Origin of the sequence: Paraflavitalea speifideaquila (assembly GCF_032395985.1) — a bacterium.
In the GTDB taxonomy this organism is placed as follows: Bacteria; Bacteroidota; Bacteroidia; order Chitinophagales; family Chitinophagaceae; genus Paraflavitalea; species Paraflavitalea speifideaquila.
In genome coordinates this window covers 7,019,513-7,040,793 of sequence record NZ_CP135920.1, presented here as the reverse complement: position 1 = coordinate 7,040,793, position 21,281 = coordinate 7,019,513, and the positions used below count along the sequence as shown (strand labels likewise).

The window sequence follows — 21,281 nt, the reverse complement described above, 5'->3', positions numbered from 1 at the left end:
ATAGTTGGAGAGGTGACACCTTTGCTATTGTTGCACAGAAAGGTGTCACCTCTTTGCTTTAATGAGATTTTAATAATATTACCCTCCACACATCGAACAAAAAAATTGAGGCCTTGTTATATTAATATAGTGATCACGACGAAGTAGATTCAGGATCACTTAAAATTTTTCATGTTGGTTGTTTTAAGGGTTAAAGGAATTCCTCCATATCGATGGAGGAATTTTTTTTTAACAAAACCTTGAGAATTATCACCTATTTTCGATAGCATACTGCATGCGGAAAATACTGCTGATACCGGTTTTGTTGTTGATACAGCTGTATGGGGTTGGCCAAACCCTGGGCGGCAATACTGTTTACAATTTCCTCAGATTATCGAATACGCCTCAATTGACCGGCCTGGGTGGGATCAATATTTCCAATCAGTCGGCCGATCTGGGATTGGCCTGGCATAATCCCGCCTTGTTACGTACTTCGATGCATACCCAGGCTAATTTTGTATTCAATGCTTTTATGGGAATATCCGTAATTATCATTTGTTTACAGGGTTCAGGCATGAAGCCTCAAAAACCACCTTTGCTGCAGGGGTTAATTACTTTAACTATGGATCCATACCCGGAACAGATATAGCCGGTAACCGGTTGGGCGATTTCAGGCCATCGGACTATGTAGTACAGGTATCGGCCAGCCGGCAATACCTGGAGCACTGGCACTATGGAGCTTCTGTTAAATATATTCATTCCAACTATGGACAATACCGTTCTTCGGGTCTGGCGTTGGATATAGGGATAAGTTATGCCGATACAGCACACTTTTTACAAGCATCATTGGTGATCAAGAATATGGGCGCCCAGATAAAAACCTATGCAGGAACAGCAGCTGGCGATCTCCCTTTTGACCTCCAGGCCGGTATTTCTAAAAAACTGGCCAAAGCGCCCTTGCAGTTTAGCTTTACAGCGCATCACCTGCACCAATTTGATATCAGCTACCGCGATACGGTCTTCAATAATGAGAATGGATTTGATCAGAACATGGGCGATAAAAAGTTCACATTTGATAAGTTATTTCGCCATATTGTGTTGTCGGTACAGTTGTATATAACGGATAAAATAGAGATCAGTGCTGGTTATAACCATTTGCGCCGCAGGGAGTTAAATGTAGGTAATACTGGTAATGGGATCAATGGTTTTTCATTGGGAGCAGGCGCCTTATTCAGGAAAATACAGGTGCGTTATGCCCGGAGCTATTATCAAAACAATACTGCCTATAATCAATTTGGCCTTTCACTGTCGCTTCGTGATTATTTTGGCAAAGGCAAATAAACGCTCCGGCGGCAGCGGGGCAATTAATTGTTTACCCTTAGTGTTTGTTAACACCTTCCTTTGACTTTCTTAAATTTAACTGACAAATTTCTTTATTTGAAACAGATTCAAGTACTTTAGTAGGCATGCCTTGTAACGGATAGTATGTTCGTAACTACCTGGATTGACCTAAGTGAATGACTACTGCATTGATAATAATCAAACGCTTCAAGGCGACGAAAAATCATAATGTTTCTATATCAAAATAAGTCCGTTAATGATCAAAGTGGTTATTGTAGATGATCACCGCCTGGTGCGGGAAGCGTGGAAACTGGTATTGAACAGGGATAAAAGATTAACGGTAGCAGCCGTTTGCGAAAATGGTTATCGGGCTGTAGAAGCCTGCCGTAATTTACATCCGGATGTGGTATTAATGGATATCAATATGGACCCCATGAATGGGATCGAGGCCACCAGGGCCATCCGTGAATTTTCACAAACAATCAAGATCATTGGTATATCTGTACATACGGATCTGTCCTATATTAATGCACTGATGAATGCCGGGGGAATGGTTATGTAACTAAAAATTCATCCGGCGAAGAAATGATTGGCGCCATCATGTTGGTAATGGAAGGACAACAATATTTCTGCAAGGAGATATCGGATAATATTCATTAATGCAAGGCCCTGCCTGCTTTTTTAATAAAAAGCCTGAAGAATATATATCCTTCAGGCTTTATGCTTTTATAGAAAAGTTGTTTAAGCTGTAGTAGTTTCCAGTGCGTGGTGGTGATGACCTTGCTCCTGTTCGGCTTTAAAGGCTTCTCTTGGTTTTAGGCCCAGCATGTCGAACATGGCCATATCCTCATCAAAGGAAGGGTTGGGGGTGGTTAACAATTTTTCACCAGCAAAATGGAGTTAGCGCCAGCCATAAAGCACAAGGTTTGATCTGAAATGCTCATGGTGGCCCTGCCGGCACTTAGGCGTACCATTGCTTTGGGCATGAGAATGCGGGCGGTGGCTATCATACGTACCATATCCCATACATTTACCTTGGTATTGTGCTCCAGGGGCGTCCCTTTACGGGTACCAGGGCATTCACCGGCACGCTTTCCGGATGCTGGGGCATGGTGGCCAGGGTATACAACATTTTAACACGGTCTTCGTGGGTTTCACCCAGTCCTACAATACCGCCGCAGCAAACGGATACACCGGCTTTGCGCACATTGTCAAGAGTTTGCAGGCGATCATCGTAAGTGCGGGTAGTAATGATCTCTCCATAATATTCGGAAGAGGTATCCAGGTTGTGGTTATAGGCATACAGTCCGGCATCGGCTAATTTCTGTGCCTGGTTTTCCGTCAGCATGCCAAGGGTACAGCACACCTCCATCCCCATTTCATTCACGCCTTTTACCATGTCCAATACCCGGTCAAAATCGCGGTTATCCCGTACTTCGCGCCAGGCGGCGCCCATACAAAAACGGGTAGAACCAGCCTCTTTGGCCTTTTGGGCATATTCCAGTACTTGCTCTTTTTCATTAAGGCCTGTACATTTACATCTGTATGGTAACGGGCAGCCTGGGGACAATAGGAACAATCTTCCGAACACCCCCTGTTTTTATGGATAACAGGGTACAAACCTGTACTTCATTGCTTTCATTGAATGTCCGGTGCACAGTAGCAGCCCGGTAAACCAGCTCCAAAAAGGGCATATTGTAAATTTCCTGTATCTCCTCTAGCGTCCAGTCGTTTCTTATCATAGTAGTTAGATTGTCTGTTTAGACCCAATAAGGGTCAAAAATATAAAAACTATTTGCTGATAACAACAAGGTCTTTTTATTGTTCACAACCCTTTATGGCAGGTATCACTAGGCCTCCGGCAGGCTTATTTGCCAGATAAATAGGTAGTAGAGTCTTTTAATAGTGGAATCTGTTGATTGAACAGGGTATTGAAGGTGATCCTGAAATAATTTACGTTTGACATGCTATCGTAAAACTTCGAGTAGTTTTTGTCTGGAAAATACGTGGCATTCAGGTTCCTAAAAATATTGATGCTGGTATCGCTCCTGTTCCTGTAGCCATGATCGCCCAGTAAAATAATGGCGGCGGATGAGTTGGTATTTTTTTAATGGTATCTACCAATTCCCGGATCTTACTGTTCACGTACTGTACATATTCAACATAGTTGGCAGGGTTGGGTAGTATTGCTTCCCGAACCAGCGAAGAGTCTGATTTTTGATTCCCATAACGGTCAAAGAAGAAGGGGAAATGAGGCATCATAAAGTGGGTATAGATAAATCGAGGCTCTTTGCTTTTTATGGTTGATTGGTGGATTACTTCCCTGAAAAAGGTTGCATTGTTATCCCTGTGTTCAAGAAAAGTAAAGGCTGCTTTCCCAAAAAGTTTTGCGAGTAGTTTATTAGAATAGAAATACCATTCAAAGTCGCGGTATATCCTGGCAAATAAAGTACCCTCTGTGATCATCCGGGTTTTTAATGGCAGTAAGGATTGTTGTACGATAGAGGGGCTGCCTGCCAGGTCGAAAATAGACAAATTGACGATGGTGTAGCCATTCATGCCCAGGAATTTAATCACCTCATTCTTTTCTATCAAAGGGTTACAATTCAGGTAGTCATACCGGTTTACCCTGCCGCTGCTGTCTACAATGTGCAGGTAATTCATGTTGAGAATAGAAGCTACCGAGAAAGGCGTGAAATTATAATTGCTGATACTATTGGGTTGTAAACCAAATTGGCGGGATACCAGGAAACTGTCGAGGTCATTAACGTACCCAAACCTTTCTTTTAAAAAGCGGGAACTTCCGTATTCATCAAATATGAAAAAATAAATATCTGGTTTCTTACAAGAATCGGGAATGTGCAGGTTGTTTTGCCGGGCAAAGCTGTAATTGCCCATTTTATTATTGTCCAGGTAAATTGCTTTCCAGCCAATGGTGGCCAGGTCAATACCGAGATAGATCAAAAACAATACATTCAAAAGAACACAAGTTTAGTAAAGGGCTTTTGGTTTTTTTCAGGAAAATAAACAAGGCAATAGATCCGGCTGCCAGTATGGAAAGCAATATGCTGTACCTGTGTAATCCTTTAATGGGTGAGTGGGCTTTCAAAAAATCAAACAGGGCGCCATAGAATAAATAAACCGACATGAGGGCTGTGGCCATCAAGGCCGCTTTACTGGTATTCCGGAAAACGAGCTGGAATGGCAGGAAAACAACCAGCGTGGCTACACAATAGCTACCCAGCAAATAAACAATATCCCGTATACCGATAAAAGCAAAATGTTCAGCATAACCATGAATAACAAAAAGAGGGGCAACAAAAGCACAAACCAGGGCTTCTGTTTTAATGTTTGGGGCATCATGACCTTTTCCTTTTCATGTGATACAAGGTACGCGCTGTATGCGGTACCGGAGCCTTTTTCAATATATCAAAGTGAATTGAAAAAGCTTCTTCAAAATGGGCTACAGTATAGTCCTGGAAGATATCTGCACGGCTGGCCAGCATCTGTTTTACTTTTTCATCTTCCTTCGGCACAAATTCAATAATAAGCTCGGGTGCTGTATCCTGCAAGTAATCAGCCAGCATAGGGAAGGGGATATTTCTCCCGATAGCAAGGTGATGAATGAGTGCCAACGCTATGACCAGGTCAACTTTTATCCTTTCATGGAAAGCGGCCCTTTCGCGGTTATGAAAGCCTATTGCGGGAGTAGGATTGGAAATATCCAGTATCAGTGGCAATATATTAGGGATGCCTTTCTTCTTTATCTCCTGGTATAAACGGTTAATGCACTGCCCGTCTACATCTGTGGCGATAACCTGTAATCCCCGGGAAGCAAGTATCTTTGAGAAATAGCCGTCATTGGCGCCTGCGTCGAGGACTGTTTGGACATTTAACCCTTCGCAAAACTGACGGAAAATAACTTCCTTTTGCTGCAGGTATTCCTGGCTTATGATCGTGTGTTCGTAGTAATTGTTCCAGGTAGTTTTATGCGGCCGCTCTTCGGGAAAACGGTGCAATATACTTTTGAGGTGGCTGATAAGATCAAGCAGCTTCTTTTTTTTGAAACTGGACGGTATTACCTCCTTCTTTCTTGTTGCGCTGAACCGTATTCTGCAGGTATACATGCAGCCATACACCCAGGCTTAGGCTGCTTTTCCAGGGCAAAAGGCGGGCCGTTACATCAACCGGAATGCCATCGATGTAGGTACTGAGTATTTTCTGTACGTCTTTTTCAGGTAATGTTCCAGGTACAACGGGAAAAGAAAGCATTGGCAAAACTGGCGGTAAGCCACCCAGGGTTTGGTATGATCGTAGCTTTCAAAAGAAAGGGTGTCAATGAAAACGGGCCTTCCTTCAATAAATTGAATGTTAAAGGGAGTGGCATCTTTGAGCGTCATGCCATGGTTGAGGGCCGTTTGTTGTATATCTAATGTTAGTAAGGCCGCATCCCTCAACTGGTCGAAACTCCATTCATAAGGGTAGGTAATAAAAGGAACAGCAGCCGGTTGTAAGGTTTTATACCATTCCGGCATTTGGGTGATGTTATCAGGTATTTCCCGATGGTCGATCAGCTGTTGCTTGTTCACCAATTGCTGATACAAACCACTACTCATGAGCCGGTCGTAAGCAGCTGCATAGGATTGATTGACTTGCCTGTATGTAATTCCTTCAGCCTGGAATATGAAACCAGCCGGGTCTTTGAAGGATGACGGATGCCTGTTGTAGTTAATCATTTACATTGTCGTTCCCGGTCGCGTCGTCCTTTTTGGGTTTAAAGAAAAATGCTTTGACACGCCACCATATATTTTTGAAATAGAACAAAGCGCCTAAAATAGCAGCTATAATGGCTTGTACGAGGTAGCTGCCACTACCGGGATCAACATATAGGAATATGGATGTTAATATCATAGGTAGCTAAGCTTTGTTTTGGGCGATAAAGTTAATAAAGTCTCATACATCAGTTGTATGGTCTGTTCAATGTCGCTTTTATGCAGCATTTCCACCGTCGTATGCATATACCGCAGGGGGATAGAAATAAGTACCGAAGGGCAACCGTCGTTAGCATAGGCAAACGAGTCGGTATCTGTACCAGTACTTCTGGAAACCGTTCTTAACTGTACGGGTATCTTCTTTTTCTCGGCTACGTCCTGTACCAGGTCCAGCAGTTTGTTGTGAACAGCCGGGCCATAAGCCAGGGAAGGACCTTTGCCACAAGCTACATCCCCTTCAATCATTTTATTGACCATGGGTGTATAGGTATCGTGGGTAACATCGGTTATGATAGCAATATTGGGTTTGATGCGGCGGGCTATCATTTCGGCCCCACGCAATCCTATTTCTTCCTGTACTGCATTAACCACATAGAGCCCATAGGGAAGGCTTTTTTATTTTCTTTCAGCAAGCGGGCTACTTCGGCAATCATGAATCCGCCAATACGGTTGTCAAAAGCCCGGCCGATGTAGTAATCATTGGCCAGTTCATCAAAACCATCCTGGTAGGTGACCACAGAACCAATATGAATACCCAATTCTTCCACTTCTTTCTTATTGCGGGCGCCGGTATCGAGAAACAGGTTGTCTACCTTGGGCTGGGGGTCTTTAACATCAGGGTTGCCCAGGCGGGTGTGGATGGCCGGCCATCCAAATACGCCTTTACAGGGCCCTTTTTGCCATGAATGAATACCCTTTGTCCCGGGGCTATCTGATGGTCTACACCTCCATTACGTTTCAGGTACAATAACCCCTCGGCAGTGATATAATTTACAAACCAGCTTATTTCATCGGCATGAGCTTCAATGACTACCTTAAAGGGAGCTTTGGGATTGATGATGCCTACTGCTGTTCCATAGGGATCAACAAAAGTGGTGTCAACATAACCTTTCAGGTATTCAAGCCATAACTTCTGTCCACTGCTTTCAAATCCTACGGGTGATGGATTATTGATATATTCTTTCAGGAACCGGAATGCGTTGTTTGTGATGATCGATTTAGCCTTTACTGCTTTTGCCATGGTTATTGATAATAAGTTGAATTTGTATATAAAGCTTTAAAATTACATATTTCTACCTTGCATTTTAATGGATCTTCAATACTACTATTCTTGCCTGTGCATTGTGTGTGATGGCTGTGGCAGATTTATACAGCCCTGTTTGCTGAAAGGCATCTAAATCGGTACTGTACCGGTAAAAAAAAGAAGAAATAGTCGATGCCATTCTCCTGAACAGCGGTTTGCAATTCCCGGTAATTGTTGGCCTCTCTTGTTGGTATATAGTATTGAGAATCATTTATATATGCTACCCGCTGCAATAGCTGATGGTTACCGTTGGCCGTAGAGGCGAATTTCCCCTGGATGCCTTTGGCTTTCCATTCTTTGGCCAGCATGAACAGCTCTTTGTCGGCCCCGGCGGCATCCTTTAGCCAGTTAACAGGGAATACCAGAAAACTGCTGAAGAAAAGCACCCAGGCAATCATGCAGTATTTGGGGGCCAGCCGTATCAGCTCTACACTTTTTTGCATCAGCAGGGTTCCGCTGATCAGTAGCAGGAAAGTGATAACCCAGATATAACGCTGCTGGATACTGATTGCCATATAGCCGGCAAGAAAAAGTACCATGACCTGGAGAAATATGGTCAACAGTTGCTCTCTTTTTTTAAGTAGATAAACCAGCTGACCAAGCAAAATGGTGATACTTAAAAAGAAAGCGTGGTCAGCGTTTGTAAGGCTGTCATAAAATTGGTAAGGATAAGCCTGATCTCCTGGATCAACAGAAAGAAAAAGCTTGCCTTTTCGTACCGGAATGGGTAATTGAGGGGTCTTCCCATTCGCAGGGTGAACCTGATAAAGGGGGCGCTTTTAGCAGGGAGCCCTGGTATTCCAACCTGTTCAGCAGGGTCCATTTAAAGTTCAATTCGGCAGCATATCCAAAGGTTAGAAAGCCATATTTGCGGTAGAGTAAATAGATCCAGGGGCTGGCCAATAGCAGGAAAGTGGAGAAGGCTATAAAAATGTTCCTTACAACCAGGGCTTTCCTATTACTAAGGATGGATGCCCTGTACATCCATAGCTGAATCAACAAAAAATGGACAACAAAAAGGCAAGACCGAAGGTTTTGGCAAAATATGCCAGACAGGCAATAATACCACAGGCAATATTCCTGTTACGGTTGGTGAAAAGATCTTTGGCAGAGACAATATCCGTATAGATCAATACCAGGAGACAGAATAATATATCGGCGGCCAATTCATAGTAGGCGTAGCTTACCACAATCGGGATGCAGGTAAGCAGGGCGACGGTTTTAAGCGTTTCGGTGATCGTGGTTTTATTCAGCAGCCTGTTTACCCACACCAGGATGCCCCACCCTATTATACCATTTGAAATTTTGAAAGCTGTGATGCCATCTATACCACATTTGAGAAAGGGAACAATGAGCCAGGAATGCAGGGGCTCCAGCAACCATTGACAGCCCCTGAATAATCGCCGGCGGCCAGTCTTTTAGCCACCATCAGGTAGCCGATACCATCAAGATCAAATATATACTGGTATAAGGGATAACAAAGAGCAAAGACAAGCAGGTAAAGTACCGAAACAACAAGCAGCCGGTTTGTATTCTGCATCAGGTATTGATTTTATCCGCGATAATGCAACCAAAGCTAATGAATGGATACAAAGATTGAGCAGGCTGGTATTTTGCCTTGCCTGAAGGTAGTGCCGGTGTAGTACTGGCTGGCCGGTAATAACTGGTTTTTACTAACGAAGGATAATGATCTTGTCAGTTTGTACCGTGTCGCTGGTATGACCGCCTTTATCCTGCAGGGCAAACCTAATGATCAGCGTGTCGGATATTTTTTAGTGGGATCGCTGGGATCCGTAGGGGCCTGTGCCGCTGAAATGAGGTGATTTTGATAATCCAAGTTCAAAATGATCTCACCAGTCGATTTGGCCGGGAAATCAGGAATTCTTAACCAAAAGCTGTCCCTGATGGTGGTGCCACTGACGGGTGGTATGGTATTGAGGCGTATTTTTTTCACGAAAAGTGAATCATTGACATCTCCTCCTTATCATTGAACTCCAGGGTAATACTCAGGCCGCCACTGGGCGGTACAATATTCCCACTGACCGAGGTAATTTTTATGGAGGGTTTGGTTGCCGGCTTATCTTTGCCACAGGCCAACACCAACAATATACCGGCGCAGAGGGTTATATAACGCATATTTTTCATGATTGTGTACAAATTTAACCGCTTGTGGTTTAACAATACGATATGAAATGTGAACATGAAGATAAAATATTTTCAACGGATAAGGCTCATTTTGAAGAACTGGCAATAGACCTGTTTCACTTTCAATATAAACATAACCCCGTTTATAATCAATACGTAAACAGCCTGCCAATAGTTGGGCAGTCTATCAGGTCCCTGGCCGGGATCCCCTTTCTGCCCATCCAATGCTTCAAAACCCATACTGTCAAAACTACGGCTTTTGAGGCCGAGGCGATATTTGAGAGCAGTGGCACTACCCAAACCATCAACAGCCGGCATTATGTGAAGGATCTTGGCCTGTACAAACGCAGCTTTTGACCGCATTCAGGCAGTTTTACGGTGCGGTGGAAGATTGGTGTATCATTGGATTGCTTCCATCTTACCTCGAACGCAGCCATTCTTCCCTGGTGGTGATGGTTGATGAGCTGATCCGCCAAAGTGGGCATGAGGCCAGTGGGTTTTACCTCTACGAACATGCAAAGCTGCAGGGTATTTTACAACAGTTGGAAGCACGAGGCCAAAAGACCCTGCTGATCGGCGTAACCTTTGCCTTGCTTGACTTTGCTGAAAAGTTTCCCCTACCTTTAAAACATACCATTGTGATGGAAACTGGCGGTATGAAGGGCAGGCGGGAGGAAATGACCCGTCAACAGGTACATGACCTCCTGCAAGCGGCATTCGGACTACCGGCCATTCATGCAGAATATGGTATGACGGAACTCTTATCGCAGGCTTATTCGACCGGGGCAGGAGTTTTGCATTGCCCGCCCTGGATGAAAGTGCTGGTGCGGGAAGAAGATGATCCCTTTGCCGTACACCGGGCAGGTAGCGGTATCCTGAATGTAATAGACCTGGCCAATATTTACTCCTGTTCCTTTATTGCGACCGAAGATGTGGCGCGCGTATATGAAGATGGTAGTTTTGAAGTACAGGGGCGTATGGACAATAGTGATATCCGGGGTTGCAGTTTGATGGTGGCAGGAATGTAAAAGCAACGTTTTCAGATCATCTAATGTCAATAACCAAATTTTAATCGCTATGAAGCAAACCATTATCGCCATCGTAGGGGTGGCCATTATTGCCTTTCAGTGTGGCGTGAACAAAAAACAGCCATCAAAAGATTGTGTACAGGGAAAAGTGATCCGCATCAGTTGCGCCAGTTATGTAGTACAGGCGCTCAATAAAGACACCGTAGGAGAAGATGGTTGGAAAAACATGATGGATACAACCATGGTCTACGACAATGTATTTGATGTAGCCAATAAGTGCAAGTTGCCCACCGATATTAAGGCTGGCGACACCATTTACTTTACGATCCATCCTACAGAGCCCTCTGATTGTGTAAGCTGTATGATGTTTGATGGGCCGCCTACTGTAAAATATGACCTCAAGGAAGTTTTCAAAACCCCTGCCAATAGTTAGCGGTAGGGTATATCCAGTAAACCTGAACAGGGAATAGTGCCTTGCCGCTGATGGCTTTCCAAAGCCAGTTCAATCATGCGCACCGTATTATAACCGTGTTCAGGTTTTTCTTTTAATGGCGCCTGGTGTACAATGGCATCGTACAGGTTTTTGTAGTATAAGCCAAAGTCGCCGGCCTGGGAAGGCCATTTTTTCTCTTACCAACTTTCCATCCAGTTCGGTATGTAGCAAGCCATAAATGGCCTCAGGTTCCTGCCCCCACTGTTCTCCCCGGGTAATGCCCCTGCCCGCAACAGGGCTTCCTGAGGATCTTCCCCACTTTTAATAAAAGAACCTACTGTTCCGTGGATCATGTACCGGGGGCCTGGCTCGCGCACCAACATGCTGGCATGCAGGATTACCCTGGTAAACCCATAATCGAGCCGCAGGTCAAAATAGTCATCTACCTTGGCATGGGGCCGTTGCTGGCGAATGTCGGCGGTTATGTTTTTGGGCAATCCGAAAAGTACAAAGCCTGATCGATCAGGTGGGCCCCCAGGTCGTACAGGATACCACTGCCTGGCTTCACTGCCTCACGCCAGGCCGTTGGCCGTGCTTCGGCCCGATAACGGTCATAATGCCCTTCAAACTCATGCACGTCACCCAATAGCTGCTGATCCAGGATATCGCGGATGGTTAAAAAATCGCTCACATAGCGGCGGTTCTGGTATACACTTAATACCTTATCGCTACTGGCTGCCAGCTCCACCAGTTCTTTTGCTTCGGCCACTGTATTGGTAAACGGTTTTTCTACTACTACATGTTTGCCGGCCAACAGGGCTGCTTTGGAATAAGGGAAATGCGTTTCATTGGGTGTAGTGATCACAATAAGGTCAATGGAAGGATCGGCCAACAGCTCCTCCATACTTCTCACTACCCGTACATAGGGGTATTTTGTTTGCGACTCATTTTTGTTCTTTCCACTACAGCTACCAGTTCATACTCCGGCATGGTAACAAAAAAGGGCGCGTGAAATACGGTTGCCGAGATACCAAAGCCTACAAGACCTACCCTGATTGGTTGTGCCATGCTGTATTTTTGGCAAGATAGCCAATTTGAAAGCTATATAGCCTGGTAAATGATTTGCTATTACTAACTTGCCACTATCTATGGATTCGCTTACACATATCGTACTGGGGGCCTGTATTGGAGAGGTCGTTGCCGGCAAACGGTTTGGTAAAAGGCTATGTTCTGGGGCATCCTTACCCAAAGCCTGCCGGATATTGACTTTGTCGCTTCTTTTTGGATGAATCCGGCCAATGACCTGCTGGCGCATCGTGGTTTTACCCACTCTTTTTTATTCGTAGTGCTGGTTGCGCCACTGCTGGCATTGGCGGCCAACCGGTGGCATCGGCCACATAATTATACCTGGCGAAAATGGACCCTGTTCTTTGCCCTGGAAATGCTGGTACATGTGGTGTTGGATGCCTGCAATGCATACGGCACCGGCTGGTTTGAACCATTCTCGCATTACCGGGTTTCTTTTAACCTGCTTTTTGTAGCCGATCCTTTATTTTCTATTTGGCCCCTTATTGCTTTCCTGGTATTGCTGTTTTCTCGCACCAGCTATGCCGCCCGCCTCAAATGGGCCATTTCGGCTTTTGTACTGTGTGTAGTGTACATCGGCATCAGTATCGTCAATAAAAATGCGGTCGACAGATCAGTGAAAGCCATTGCCCGGGAACAAGGCATTACCTGGAACCGATATTTCAGTACGCCTACCCCCTCAACAATATGCTATGGTTTGTAGTGATGGAAGACGATAAAGGTTACTATACCGGCCATCGGTCTGTCATGGATAAGGGAGGTGATACCACTTTATTCCATTATAAGTTGCGCCATGATGATTACCTGGAGCCGGTGAAAGAGGCCGGAGACCTGCAAAGGCTCATCCGGTTTTCACAAGGATATTATATTATAGACCAGTACGATAGTACCTTGGTATTTAATGACCTTCGCTTTGGGCAGATCATTGGATGGCAGGAACCCGATGCCCGATTTGTATTTCATTTTTACCTGCAAAAACCCGACGAAAATTCGCTGGTTATACAACGAGGGCGGTTCATCAACTGGAACAAAGCGACTGTACTATCTATGTTTCGCCGCATCCGCGGTCTTAAATGAACGTTGTTTGAAATAGAAAGTAAATAGAAAGAAAAGAATGCGTATTACCTGGTAACAACATTGTTGGTATAATCTTTTCAGAAAATTATACCGGATCCGGTAATCCTCTTCCGTGATCCGTTCACAATCCTCACCGATCACCTGCTCAATATGCTGCTGCATAGATTGAGCAAATATTTCTTCCTGTACATCCAGGTTAAGCTCTATACTGGCAAAAGCACTGATATTATTTACATTGTAAGAGCCAATGGTGGCCCACTTGCCATCATATGTAGCAATCTTGGCATGTAATACACTTAATTTGTATTCATATACCTCGATATTATTGCGGAATATCCAACGGTAAATATAACGTTCGGCATGTTTGGCCAGTTTTACATCCGAGATGCCTGCCAACACCAGTTTGATCTTTACCCCTCTTCTGGCGGCGCGGGCCATTTTCTTCCGCACCAGCATGCCCGGTAAGAAATAGCTGGACATAATGTATATATGCGACCTGGCTTCTTTAAACATGCCCAGATAACTATTCGTGATCTGCGCTCTTTTTGTACCCAGTCATTTCTCCGCAAGCGGATGGCACAGGCGGGCTGCGGTTGACCAACTGGTGGGTGGGTTTGCCACAATAGTTTCTTCCGTTCTCTTTTTGACTTTGTCCACAACTCCAGGCATACCCGTACCAATTCCGGAACTATTTCACCTTCGGTGTACAAAGCCCAGTCGAGCCAGGCCGGCTGGTCAAAGCCATCATTGTATTTATTGCTGATGTTGATACCGCCCACCAGGCTGTAGCGGGCATCTATTACGGCTATTTTATGATGCAGGCGTCGGCCAAAATAGAAATGGTCACTTTTTAGTAGGGGTTGAAAGAAGCGGAAGTGAATACCTTCCTGTTCCAACTTGCTGATAAAATGGGCCGGTAAGTTTTGTGAGGCATAACCATCTACCAATAGGTAAACGGCTACCCCTCGCCTGGCTGCTGCCATGAGTGCTACCGCCACTTCCTGGCCCGTTTCATCCTCATCATAAATATATACCTGTAAATGAATGGTATGCAGGGCTTTGTCGATAAGCGACAAAAGCAGGGTAAAATAGGCCCCTCCGCCACGGATCAATTGGGCTGTATTGTGGCTGGTATAGGCAAAAGAGGGCCTGGATCTTACCGAAGACATAGGCTACAAGCTAGTAAAATATTCTATTCTGAAATAATTTGACTTTTCTACAGGCAATAAAGTGATGATACCTGGTACAAGGGGATGCTAGCCGAGAGGTGTAATCTGTATCCGGGCAATAGCCCATAATCAGGCACGGGACTTGTTTTATATCAAAAAAACAAGGGGCTAAATTCAACGCCTTAGTTTTTATTAGTAGTAATTACTTACCCGGCAAATTTTAGGTTAACCATAACTGCTATATTTCCATGTTCTTGCCAGGATGTGTAGAAGCAGGATAAAGTACAATTATGGATTTTAATTTAATGACCGGGGAGCATACAGCAGTAGCTTATTCTCCAACAATACCTTCCTCCCTTGCCCGTTTCCATGTGCCTGGCGCCAGGGAGCTATATGCTACTGGTGATTTTGGGGCCTTGTTGTTTTATGAACAGGCCGGGCCAGACTTTAGTTTTTGGTACAAAAGCTATTTTATAAAGCAAAGCACCTTTTTAAGTGCAGTCGCAGAAGCGCCTTTATTTCAGTTGTGTTTTTCAATCAATCGTACCCTTCGGTTTCAGCAGCAGGGTATGGGTAAAACAAGGCTGCCCCAAGGCCAGTTCAATATCCTGTATGCACCTGCCATACTAAACCAAACCTGGTTTGATAAGGGGAAAAATACATGGTGTATGATATTCACTTTTCCCGCAGCCACCTGGAAAAGTTGCAGTCGCATTTTCCCTACCTGGCCGAATTCCTTATTAAGACCGAACTGGGTTTACCTTGCCAGTTGAGCCCGGTGCATGCCCATATTACGCCTGATATGATGACGATACTGCACAATATGCATTATTGTTTATATACCGGCAACCTTAAAAGTACCTACCTGGAAGCCTTATTACTTAGGTTATTGTTGATGGCCCTTACCCGCCTGATGATGGTAAAGATCCCGGTCAATGAAGTAAAGCTGCAACCTTATGAATTGGCCAAGTTGCGGGAGGCCTGGGAATATTTGCTGCATCATTTGGATCATCCTGGCACCTTGATGGACCTTTCATATACAATAGGTTTGAATGATTTCAAACTCAAGAAGGGATTTAAACAATTGTATGGCATTACCATTTTTGAATTTCTGCTGGAAGCGCGGATGGAGAAAGCCCGGAGACTATTGCAGGAAACCACGATGACAGTGCATGCGGTAGCCATAAGTGTAGGCTATAAAAATATATCCAGTTTCACAGTGGCGTTTAAGAAAAATTCAGCCTCTTGCCCAGTGAAGTACAGGGCAATGATCACGGGAGGAACCCGCATCCTAAACCGGGGAGGTAGGTATTATGGAATTGTGCTAGGTGTTGAACAGGCGCTCCAGCCTTCGGGATCGCCAAATAAGCGCTGGTTGATCTTTTCCAGCCCGGCCAGCGCTTTAAACTTTCTAAAGTCGACCATTTGTTGGTGGAGTTTGTCCGGATCGGTTAATTCATCAATTAATAATTGGTTATCTGCATGCTCCTCGGTCCAGGCTTGTAGAGTGGCTTTGTCTGAAGCAGTTGAGTGAGTACAAAGGGCCTGGGTGATTAGCCTTGCCATTAAGGATGCTTGAATGATTTGCTCTTCTTTCATCGGATGTAAAGTTATTAATCTATATGCTGGTGAAACATAAGACGTTTTCGAGCCTATGGGGTGGTGGTTTGGCCAATCCACAGGTTGGCTGGTTTAACCAGGATGCGGAAGAGAGTAAGCGATAGTCAGAAGTACAAGTAAACTTGATGGGGGTATTGGAATTAATATTACAACACAACGAATCATTGAACTATAGTTATAACAACTGTATGGGCTTTTAGTACTAAATGGAAATCGAAAAATTATTATTAAAATTTGAATACACTCGTGAATTATCTATGGACAAAAAGTGACCCTTGGGTCTGTCGGTAGCCATTATATAATTGGTTAATAACGTATAAGTGAAGGAGTAATTACAGAACGTAGTTTTTTGATACCATTTGTCTAATGGTTTTCACTTAATAGACAGTCGAAAAAAATGAGTTAGTAGTCAATTATAGAAATTTTTATCCGGATAACATAAACAAAGTGACTGAATCGGTTGGATATTTAGGTGGGAAAGAATAGTATGTTTAACCCGGCAGGTTTTTGGGATAATCGCCTTCCTTTTTAGCCTGCCTTGAAAAATGGGATATAGTAGTAACTCTTCTTACAATCCGGGTGCCTGGTTATGTATAAGGTCCATTTGGTGTTAACGAGGCCTTGGTTATGTTTAGGTTAGAGGGTCAGCATAATTTGCAAGGTGTACCATTGAATGGCGGTGTTTTCCCTGCTCTGTCGCTCCTGGCAGTGGAAATACATGGGTGATAACGCGGTTTTGCATAACCGGCACCCGGATTATAATTAAACAGTTCATGAAGTTGCTTTTTCGTGGACTGCATAAACCGAAGCCTGTTGGATGTTAGGTGCGGAGGAAGCAGATAGGCAGGGCTCCTTGCGAAGTAGGGAGAAAATAAAAGCCAGGTAAGAATACCCGGCTGTGGGGATTCATGTGCCCTCTTCTGTACCCGGAAGAAGGCATGATGCACATGAGGAAAGAAAGTGAACGGGGTTCACTTTTTTCTTTAGTCCGGTGTCCTGTTGTTTTGTTCAGGGAAGATTCTTTCCGAAAGTTTTTATTTAGATGCCGGCTAGAGACCGGCTGCTTAAAAGAAAAATAAAAGGGAGAGTAGAAACACTCCCTTGTTGTGACCCAACCAAACAGTCACATGAGATCAAAACTAACTGCTATTATAGACCCATTACAGGCCATATAGGAGCAGCATTACATGAATTTGGTATGCTGAGAGGGCAATTATTTTATCTAAAGAACTTAATTCCATTTACAACTCACTGTTATTATCAAGCTCACCTAAGCGCCGGCGTTAACCTGATCCTTATGCGGAGCGTTCTACTTATAAAACAACTTATTGGTCATTTTGTACTAAACGGAATCAAAATATATTTTTTTGCTATGTATTTATTATTCCCAAAATGATACAGGTTTATGCTAATAATGACTGCTGTTAAAGGAATATATGAGTTAGCAAGTCGCTTTTTACACGCAAAAAGTAGTTGTACGTAAGCAGGAATGAATAAGGTTTTAACTTAGAATTTGAGTGCCTTCAAATTTGGTGCGTAATAATTGAATGCCCCTGGCTTTTTGATTCCTGACGGTATGGATGGAAATTTCCAACTTATCTGCGATCTCATGGTTTTTAAGGCCCTTTACATAGCTCATCTTAAGGATGGTGCGGCATTGAACCGGCAGCCTGTTTAGCTCCTGGCCAATAACCCGAAGCACTTCCGCCCGGATCATTTCATTGAGAACAAATCCTTCTTTCTTTTCTGCCAGATAAAGCATTTCGGCCTGTGATAAGGTATCCCGTTGGGATTGCTTGATAATATTAATACAGGCATTACGGGTAGTAATGTAGAGGAAGGCTTTAATGCCATGCTCACTCTCGAAATCTGACCGTTTGTCCCATAACTTCATAAACGTTTCCTCCACAATATCTTCCGCTACCTGCTGATCTTTTACCAATCGTTCGGCAAAATAGCAGAGCGGGTTATAATGGAGGTCAAAGAAAATGCAAAAGCCTTCGGATTTTCGCCTTTAAGCTCGGTTAACATAGTTGCGCAAGTTGCCTCTTGGTGCATCAACAGCAGGTTTTAAAACGGTTTAAAGAAATAACGTATCGCAAACCAAACGATGGCCAGCACTATCAGTTTGGACAATAACTCATTGCCACCGATAGTGGTGCTAGAACTTTACTGATGGGAATACAAGGACAAGTAGATGCTCATTACGAACATTCAACTGTTGAACGAAAACTCGTTAACCAAAACAGGAACTATTCAATAGTAGTACCATTCGATACTATACTAATGAAACATTGCTACCTGAGAGCTTACTTTTACCAGAATGAGGAGGAGGAATACTATTTTCAAGAACAAGTTTACAAGTAATATTCAATATTACAAAATTCGCCCATCTACTTTTTACACCGGGACATTGTAATATATTAATATATAAGGCGCTATTGCTTAAAAATATTTTAGCAAAATAACCATTCCCTTTGCCGTTATGAGCAATTTCCCCTGAATTTTTAGATTTTAATAAAGTGGCGCTATTTTATGCTACCCATTTGCACAAACGTTTCAGCAACTGCCAGGATGTTTCCTGGCTGCTAAATCTGCCCAGGGCTGCTTTGTGGAAGCGGGCAGCCTTAGGCGTACCCGTTGGGTGAAGGTGCGGGTCATGATTTTGACATCCAGCCAGGTGGAAGCATTGCGCAGGTAAAAATATCCCACTGATAACGCCGGGAAATAGCTTCATAATCCATGGCTGGCCCATGAAAGCCATTTACCTGGGCCAATCCGGTAATACCCGGTTTTACCATATTCCTTAACTTATAATGGGGTATCATCCGGCCAAATTGCCGGCAATCAGCATGCATATGAGGGCGCGGACCTACAATACTCATCTGGCCCAGCAGTACGTTGACAAACTGGGGTAATTCATCCAGGTTGGTTTTCCGGAGCCAGCGGCCTGTCCGGGTAATACGACTGTCATTCTCCTCCGCTTGTTTTTCATCGGCCTCCTCATTAATCACCATCGTACGGAATTTATAACAGGTAAATGAACGCCCACCTTTACCCACTCTCCGCTGTAGAAAAATACGGGCCCCCGTGAATCCAGTTTCACCAACAATGCCAGCAAAGGCAATAACCAACTGAATACGCCAAGCACGATAAATACCGACAATACCATATCAATTACCCGCTTCACCAGGAAATAAGACCACTTGCCGGCAATATAATTCCTGTACGATATGCTTCTTTTTCCCTCCTTAATCAAGGGGGCATCTTGTTGTAGTGTTACTGCCATGCTTACATTGATTGTATGAGCTGTATATTAATCAATACCAGGCTTCGGTGATCTTGTGAGTAGAAGCAACCTTTTTTTGCCAATCACAGTATTTCAAAGAGAATACGATACCATCAAAAAAATAGTTGCCTGCATGTATACTATTGATACATCGCCCGTGTGCCGTACTGCTGACCTGGAGGATAATATTTTGAAAGTATTGGCATGGTTCGACCTGTTTAGCTATCCACTTACTGCACCCGAAGTGTTGTTTTTCCTGGAATGCACCGCCAGCGCCGAAGACCTTGAACCTGCGTTGCAATACCTGGTACAAGAAGGGCTGGTATTTGGGCAGGATGGGTATTATTCATTGCAGCAAAAGGCCGAGTTGGTGCCCCGCCGGATAAAAGGGAATAAGAAAGCCAAACAGATGCTCAAAACAGCGCACCGGATAGCCCGGCTCCTGTACCATTTTCCTTATGTACGGGGTGTTTGCATTTCGGGGTCCTTGTCCAAACATTTTGCTGATGACAATGCCGATATTGATTTCTTCATTATTACCAGCGCCAACCGCTTGTGGATAGCCAGAACAATGATGCATTTGTTCAAGAAGCTCACTTACCTATGGGGTGGACAACATTGGTTTTGTATGAACTATTATATTGATGAGGAAGCCTTACTGATCAGGGAACAGAATTATTTCACCGCTATCGAACTGGCCACCCTGATGCCGGTTTGTGGTAATGAGACCATTCCTCAGTTCTTCCGCGAAAATGACTGGGTGCAGCAGTATTTTCCCGGTTATGCTGGAAAAACAGCGCTGTACCCCGATAATAATAAGGGTGATTGGTTTAAAAAATTAAGTGAGCATATATTCAATAGCCGGATTGGAAGTCGCCTGGAGGATTACCTGATGCAACTAACTACCCGCCGGTGGAAACAAAAGGAAGATGAACAGCGTTTGAATATGCGGGGAGTAAGAATGGGCCTGTCTACGGGTAAACATTTTTCAAAACCCAACCCTGTTTTTTTCAACAAAGCATCTTGGAGCGATACCAGCAAAAGCTGGAGGCAGTTTGGGCCCGACGCGCCTTGCTGCAAACAATAGATCATTCACTACAGCCGGCACATGCCCATGCGCAGTAACCGGTTTACGCCTGGCTTCTTCGTTCTTCCAATCGCATACCTCTTTGCGCCAATACCGCTCTCCACTTGAATACCGGTAGCCGGAACAGGTTGGCCAGGGGCTTTTTCAGTGCTTTGTGGTAAAACATTTCATTGTTGATCAATTGGATCGCATAATCGTAGTAACGCCGGTTATAAGTTCGTTTGAAATCTATATCCCGGTCAGTACTGCTTTCCCAGGGCAGGCTGGTAACAAACCGGTCTTCTACTTCGGCATACAAAGGTGTTCCCTTAATGGGGTAGGTTACTGTAATCGTAAACAGGTCGGGCTCGGCCGATTTGAGGTGGTGGATGGTTTCATAGATATCCTCTTTTGTTTCGCCAGGATAACCTACCATGATGAAAGTACCGGCTTGCAAACCATGATACCGGGCCAGTTTGATCATATCCCTTACCTGCTGTACTTCTACCCGGCGGTCCATGAGGTCTATAATTTTTTGTGATCCGCTTTCGGCGCCGATCCATACCCTGAAGCAGCCACTGGCTTTCAACTTCAAAATAACATCCTCATTCATCCGGTCGGCCCGGGTAATGCATTCAAAAGGCATGACAATATTTCGACTGGTAACCTCTTGCGTAAATTCATCCAGCCATTTATGGCTTACCGTAAATACATCATCTACAAACCAAATACTGTCTACTGAATAATGCGTTTTGATCCAGGCAATTTCATCGGCTACCGCAACGGCACTTCTGCGCCGGTAACTCTGTCCATATACCGCCCTGCTACACCATTTACAGGAATAGGGGCAGCCCGCATGGTGCTTACCGAAATGGCATTGGTGCCATGGCGTTCTTTCCAGGCATCGAAATACAATTGCAGGTTCACCTTTGTACGATTGGGCATGGGCAATTCGTCCAGGTTCTTTAGTTTA

General features: G+C 44.3%; 31 protein-coding genes and 2 pseudogenes. 10 read left to right on the top strand and 23 right to left on the bottom strand.

What is annotated here, in order from left to right:
* The first annotated feature begins 534 nt into the window (after window positions 1-534).
* Window positions 535-1,320 carry a type IX secretion system protein PorQ gene (gene porQ, locus RS881_RS48310; protein ID WP_315817369.1) on the top strand — a complete coding sequence of 262 codons (786 nt, stop codon included), beginning with the start codon at window positions 535-537 and terminating at the stop codon, window positions 1,318-1,320.
* A gap of 256 nt (window positions 1,321-1,576) precedes the next feature.
* Complete coding sequence (locus RS881_RS48305) at window positions 1,577-1,882, top strand: response regulator (RefSeq protein ID WP_315817368.1); 306 nt, start codon at window positions 1,577-1,579, stop codon at window positions 1,880-1,882.
* Window positions 1,883-2,061: 179 nt separating this feature from the next.
* Here RS881_RS48305 and RS881_RS48300 read toward each other — a convergent pair whose 3' ends face one another.
* The 16 genes and pseudogenes from RS881_RS48300 to RS881_RS48225 form a co-directional block, all read right to left on the bottom strand.
* Window positions 2,062-2,199: a hypothetical protein gene (locus RS881_RS48300; protein WP_315817367.1), complete on the bottom strand. Its 138-nt coding sequence runs from the start codon at window positions 2,197-2,199 to the stop codon at window positions 2,062-2,064.
* Window positions 2,193-2,339: a hypothetical protein gene (locus RS881_RS48295; RefSeq protein WP_315817366.1), complete on the bottom strand. Its 147-nt coding sequence runs from the start codon at window positions 2,337-2,339 to the stop codon at window positions 2,193-2,195. The genes RS881_RS48300 and RS881_RS48295 overlap by 7 nt, the downstream gene beginning before the upstream one ends.
* Before the next feature lie 11 nt (window positions 2,340-2,350).
* Entirely contained in the window at window positions 2,351-2,911 is a 561-nt protein-coding gene (locus tag RS881_RS48290; protein ID WP_315817365.1) for a radical SAM protein, read from the bottom strand.
* A gap of 422 nt (window positions 2,912-3,333) precedes the next feature.
* Window positions 3,334-4,299, bottom strand: a complete 966-nt coding sequence (locus RS881_RS48285; RefSeq protein WP_315817364.1) for a hypothetical protein — start codon at window positions 4,297-4,299, stop codon at window positions 3,334-3,336.
* A complete protein-coding gene (locus RS881_RS48280; protein WP_315817363.1) occupies window positions 4,265-4,567 on the bottom strand; it encodes a hypothetical protein in 303 nt (100 codons plus the stop codon). The genes RS881_RS48285 and RS881_RS48280 overlap by 35 nt, the downstream gene beginning before the upstream one ends.
* 112 nt (window positions 4,568-4,679) lie before the next feature.
* Window positions 4,680-5,459, bottom strand: coding sequence for a class I SAM-dependent methyltransferase (locus RS881_RS48275; protein ID WP_315817362.1), 780 nt, complete (start codon window positions 5,457-5,459; stop codon window positions 4,680-4,682).
* Window positions 5,460-5,498: 39 nt separating this feature from the next.
* Window positions 5,499-6,056 (bottom strand): hypothetical protein, encoded by a 558-nt coding sequence (locus tag RS881_RS48270; protein WP_315817361.1) that lies wholly within the window; start codon window positions 6,054-6,056, stop codon window positions 5,499-5,501.
* Complete coding sequence (locus RS881_RS48265) at window positions 6,049-6,231, bottom strand: hypothetical protein (RefSeq protein ID WP_315817360.1); 183 nt, start codon at window positions 6,229-6,231, stop codon at window positions 6,049-6,051. The genes RS881_RS48270 and RS881_RS48265 overlap by 8 nt, the downstream gene beginning before the upstream one ends.
* Window positions 6,228-6,683: a zinc-binding metallopeptidase family protein gene (locus RS881_RS48260; RefSeq protein ID WP_315817359.1), complete on the bottom strand. Its 456-nt coding sequence runs from the start codon at window positions 6,681-6,683 to the stop codon at window positions 6,228-6,230. Before RS881_RS48260 ends, RS881_RS48265 begins: the two co-directional genes overlap by 4 nt.
* A pseudogene (locus tag RS881_RS48255) lies at window positions 6,656-7,332 on the bottom strand (zinc-binding metallopeptidase family protein). The gene RS881_RS48260 and the pseudogene RS881_RS48255 overlap by 28 nt, the downstream one beginning before the upstream one ends.
* A 125-nt stretch (window positions 7,333-7,457) precedes the next feature.
* Window positions 7,458-7,955, bottom strand: a complete 498-nt coding sequence (locus tag RS881_RS48250; protein ID WP_315817358.1) for a hypothetical protein — start codon at window positions 7,953-7,955, stop codon at window positions 7,458-7,460.
* Window positions 7,956-8,082: 127 nt separating this feature from the next.
* Complete coding sequence (locus RS881_RS48245) at window positions 8,083-8,379, bottom strand: hypothetical protein (protein ID WP_315817357.1); 297 nt, start codon at window positions 8,377-8,379, stop codon at window positions 8,083-8,085.
* 11 nt (window positions 8,380-8,390) lie between these two features.
* A complete protein-coding gene (locus RS881_RS48240; RefSeq protein WP_315817356.1) occupies window positions 8,391-8,666 on the bottom strand; it encodes a hypothetical protein in 276 nt (91 codons plus the stop codon).
* Between the two features lie 53 nt (window positions 8,667-8,719).
* A complete protein-coding gene (locus RS881_RS48235; protein WP_315817355.1) occupies window positions 8,720-8,935 on the bottom strand; it encodes a hypothetical protein in 216 nt (71 codons plus the stop codon).
* 213 nt (window positions 8,936-9,148) lie between these two features.
* A complete protein-coding gene (locus RS881_RS48230; protein ID WP_315817354.1) occupies window positions 9,149-9,349 on the bottom strand; it encodes a hypothetical protein in 201 nt (66 codons plus the stop codon).
* Window positions 9,346-9,531 carry a hypothetical protein gene (locus tag RS881_RS48225; RefSeq protein WP_315817353.1) on the bottom strand — a complete coding sequence of 62 codons (186 nt, stop codon included), beginning with the start codon at window positions 9,529-9,531 and terminating at the stop codon, window positions 9,346-9,348. The genes RS881_RS48230 and RS881_RS48225 overlap by 4 nt, the downstream gene beginning before the upstream one ends.
* A 51-nt stretch (window positions 9,532-9,582) precedes the next feature.
* Between RS881_RS48225 and RS881_RS48220 the strand changes: the two genes are divergently transcribed.
* From RS881_RS48220 to RS881_RS48210, 3 genes are read left to right on the top strand one after another with little or no spacing between them, the layout of a single operon-like run.
* On the top strand, window positions 9,583-9,897 hold the full coding sequence (locus tag RS881_RS48220; RefSeq protein WP_315817352.1) for a hypothetical protein: 315 nt from the start codon (window positions 9,583-9,585) through the stop codon (window positions 9,895-9,897).
* A complete protein-coding gene (locus tag RS881_RS48215) occupies window positions 9,894-10,568 on the top strand; it encodes an acyl transferase (RefSeq protein ID WP_315817351.1) in 675 nt (224 codons plus the stop codon). Before RS881_RS48220 ends, RS881_RS48215 begins: the two co-directional genes overlap by 4 nt.
* 49 nt (window positions 10,569-10,617) lie before the next feature.
* Complete coding sequence (locus tag RS881_RS48210) at window positions 10,618-11,001, top strand: hypothetical protein (RefSeq protein ID WP_315817350.1); 384 nt, start codon at window positions 10,618-10,620, stop codon at window positions 10,999-11,001.
* Between the two features lie 197 nt (window positions 11,002-11,198).
* Here RS881_RS48210 and RS881_RS48205 read toward each other — a convergent pair.
* Window positions 11,199-11,905: pseudogene (locus tag RS881_RS48205) on the bottom strand (Gfo/Idh/MocA family protein).
* A gap of 8 nt (window positions 11,906-11,913) precedes the next feature.
* Window positions 11,914-12,069: a hypothetical protein gene (locus tag RS881_RS48200; RefSeq protein WP_315817349.1), complete on the bottom strand. Its 156-nt coding sequence runs from the start codon at window positions 12,067-12,069 to the stop codon at window positions 11,914-11,916.
* Window positions 12,070-12,226: 157 nt separating this feature from the next.
* Here RS881_RS48200 and RS881_RS48195 point away from each other — a divergent pair, with 157 nt between their 5' ends.
* Both RS881_RS48195 and RS881_RS48190 read left to right on the top strand, forming a co-directional pair.
* Window positions 12,227-12,790: a metal-dependent hydrolase gene (locus tag RS881_RS48195; protein WP_315817348.1), complete on the top strand. Its 564-nt coding sequence runs from the start codon at window positions 12,227-12,229 to the stop codon at window positions 12,788-12,790.
* On the top strand, window positions 12,775-13,164 hold the full coding sequence (locus RS881_RS48190) for a hypothetical protein (RefSeq protein ID WP_315817347.1): 390 nt from the start codon (window positions 12,775-12,777) through the stop codon (window positions 13,162-13,164). The genes RS881_RS48195 and RS881_RS48190 overlap by 16 nt, the downstream gene beginning before the upstream one ends.
* On the opposite strand, the gene RS881_RS48185 is transcribed toward RS881_RS48190, so the two are convergent.
* Together RS881_RS48185 and RS881_RS48180 are read right to left on the bottom strand one after the other, a co-directional pair.
* Window positions 13,129-13,620, bottom strand: a complete 492-nt coding sequence (locus tag RS881_RS48185) for a phospholipase D-like domain-containing protein (protein WP_315817346.1) — start codon at window positions 13,618-13,620, stop codon at window positions 13,129-13,131. The two genes, RS881_RS48190 and RS881_RS48185, sit on opposite strands and share 36 nt — an antisense overlap.
* On the bottom strand, window positions 13,575-14,333 hold the full coding sequence (locus RS881_RS48180) for a phospholipase D-like domain-containing protein (RefSeq protein ID WP_315817345.1): 759 nt from the start codon (window positions 14,331-14,333) through the stop codon (window positions 13,575-13,577). The genes RS881_RS48185 and RS881_RS48180 overlap by 46 nt, the downstream gene beginning before the upstream one ends.
* Window positions 14,334-14,623: 290 nt before the next feature.
* On the opposite strand from RS881_RS48180, the gene RS881_RS48175 reads away from it, so the two are divergent.
* Window positions 14,624-15,106 carry a hypothetical protein gene (locus RS881_RS48175; RefSeq protein ID WP_315817344.1) on the top strand — a complete coding sequence of 161 codons (483 nt, stop codon included), beginning with the start codon at window positions 14,624-14,626 and terminating at the stop codon, window positions 15,104-15,106.
* Entirely contained in the window at window positions 14,995-15,867 is an 873-nt protein-coding gene (locus RS881_RS48170; protein ID WP_315817343.1) for a helix-turn-helix domain-containing protein, read from the top strand. Before RS881_RS48175 ends, RS881_RS48170 begins: the two co-directional genes overlap by 112 nt.
* A 1,587-nt stretch (window positions 15,868-17,454) precedes the next feature.
* On the opposite strand, the gene RS881_RS48165 is transcribed toward RS881_RS48170, so the two are convergent.
* Entirely contained in the window at window positions 17,455-17,943 is a 489-nt protein-coding gene (locus RS881_RS48165) for an RNA polymerase sigma-70 factor (protein WP_315824848.1), read from the bottom strand.
* Window positions 17,944-18,610: 667 nt separating this feature from the next.
* Window positions 18,611-19,087 carry a sugar transferase gene (locus tag RS881_RS48160; RefSeq protein WP_527250366.1) on the bottom strand — a complete coding sequence of 159 codons (477 nt, stop codon included), beginning with the start codon at window positions 19,085-19,087 and terminating at the stop codon, window positions 18,611-18,613.
* A gap of 288 nt (window positions 19,088-19,375) precedes the next feature.
* Between RS881_RS48160 and RS881_RS48150 the strand changes: the two genes are divergently transcribed.
* Window positions 19,376-20,329, top strand: a complete 954-nt coding sequence (locus RS881_RS48150; protein WP_315817340.1) for a hypothetical protein — start codon at window positions 19,376-19,378, stop codon at window positions 20,327-20,329.
* A gap of 43 nt (window positions 20,330-20,372) precedes the next feature.
* Here the strand turns inward: RS881_RS48150 and RS881_RS48145 are convergent, their stop codons facing one another.
* Window positions 20,373-21,209 (bottom strand): B12-binding domain-containing radical SAM protein, encoded by an 837-nt coding sequence (locus RS881_RS48145; RefSeq protein WP_315824847.1) that lies wholly within the window; start codon window positions 21,207-21,209, stop codon window positions 20,373-20,375.
* Window positions 21,210-21,281 lie beyond the last annotated feature (72 nt).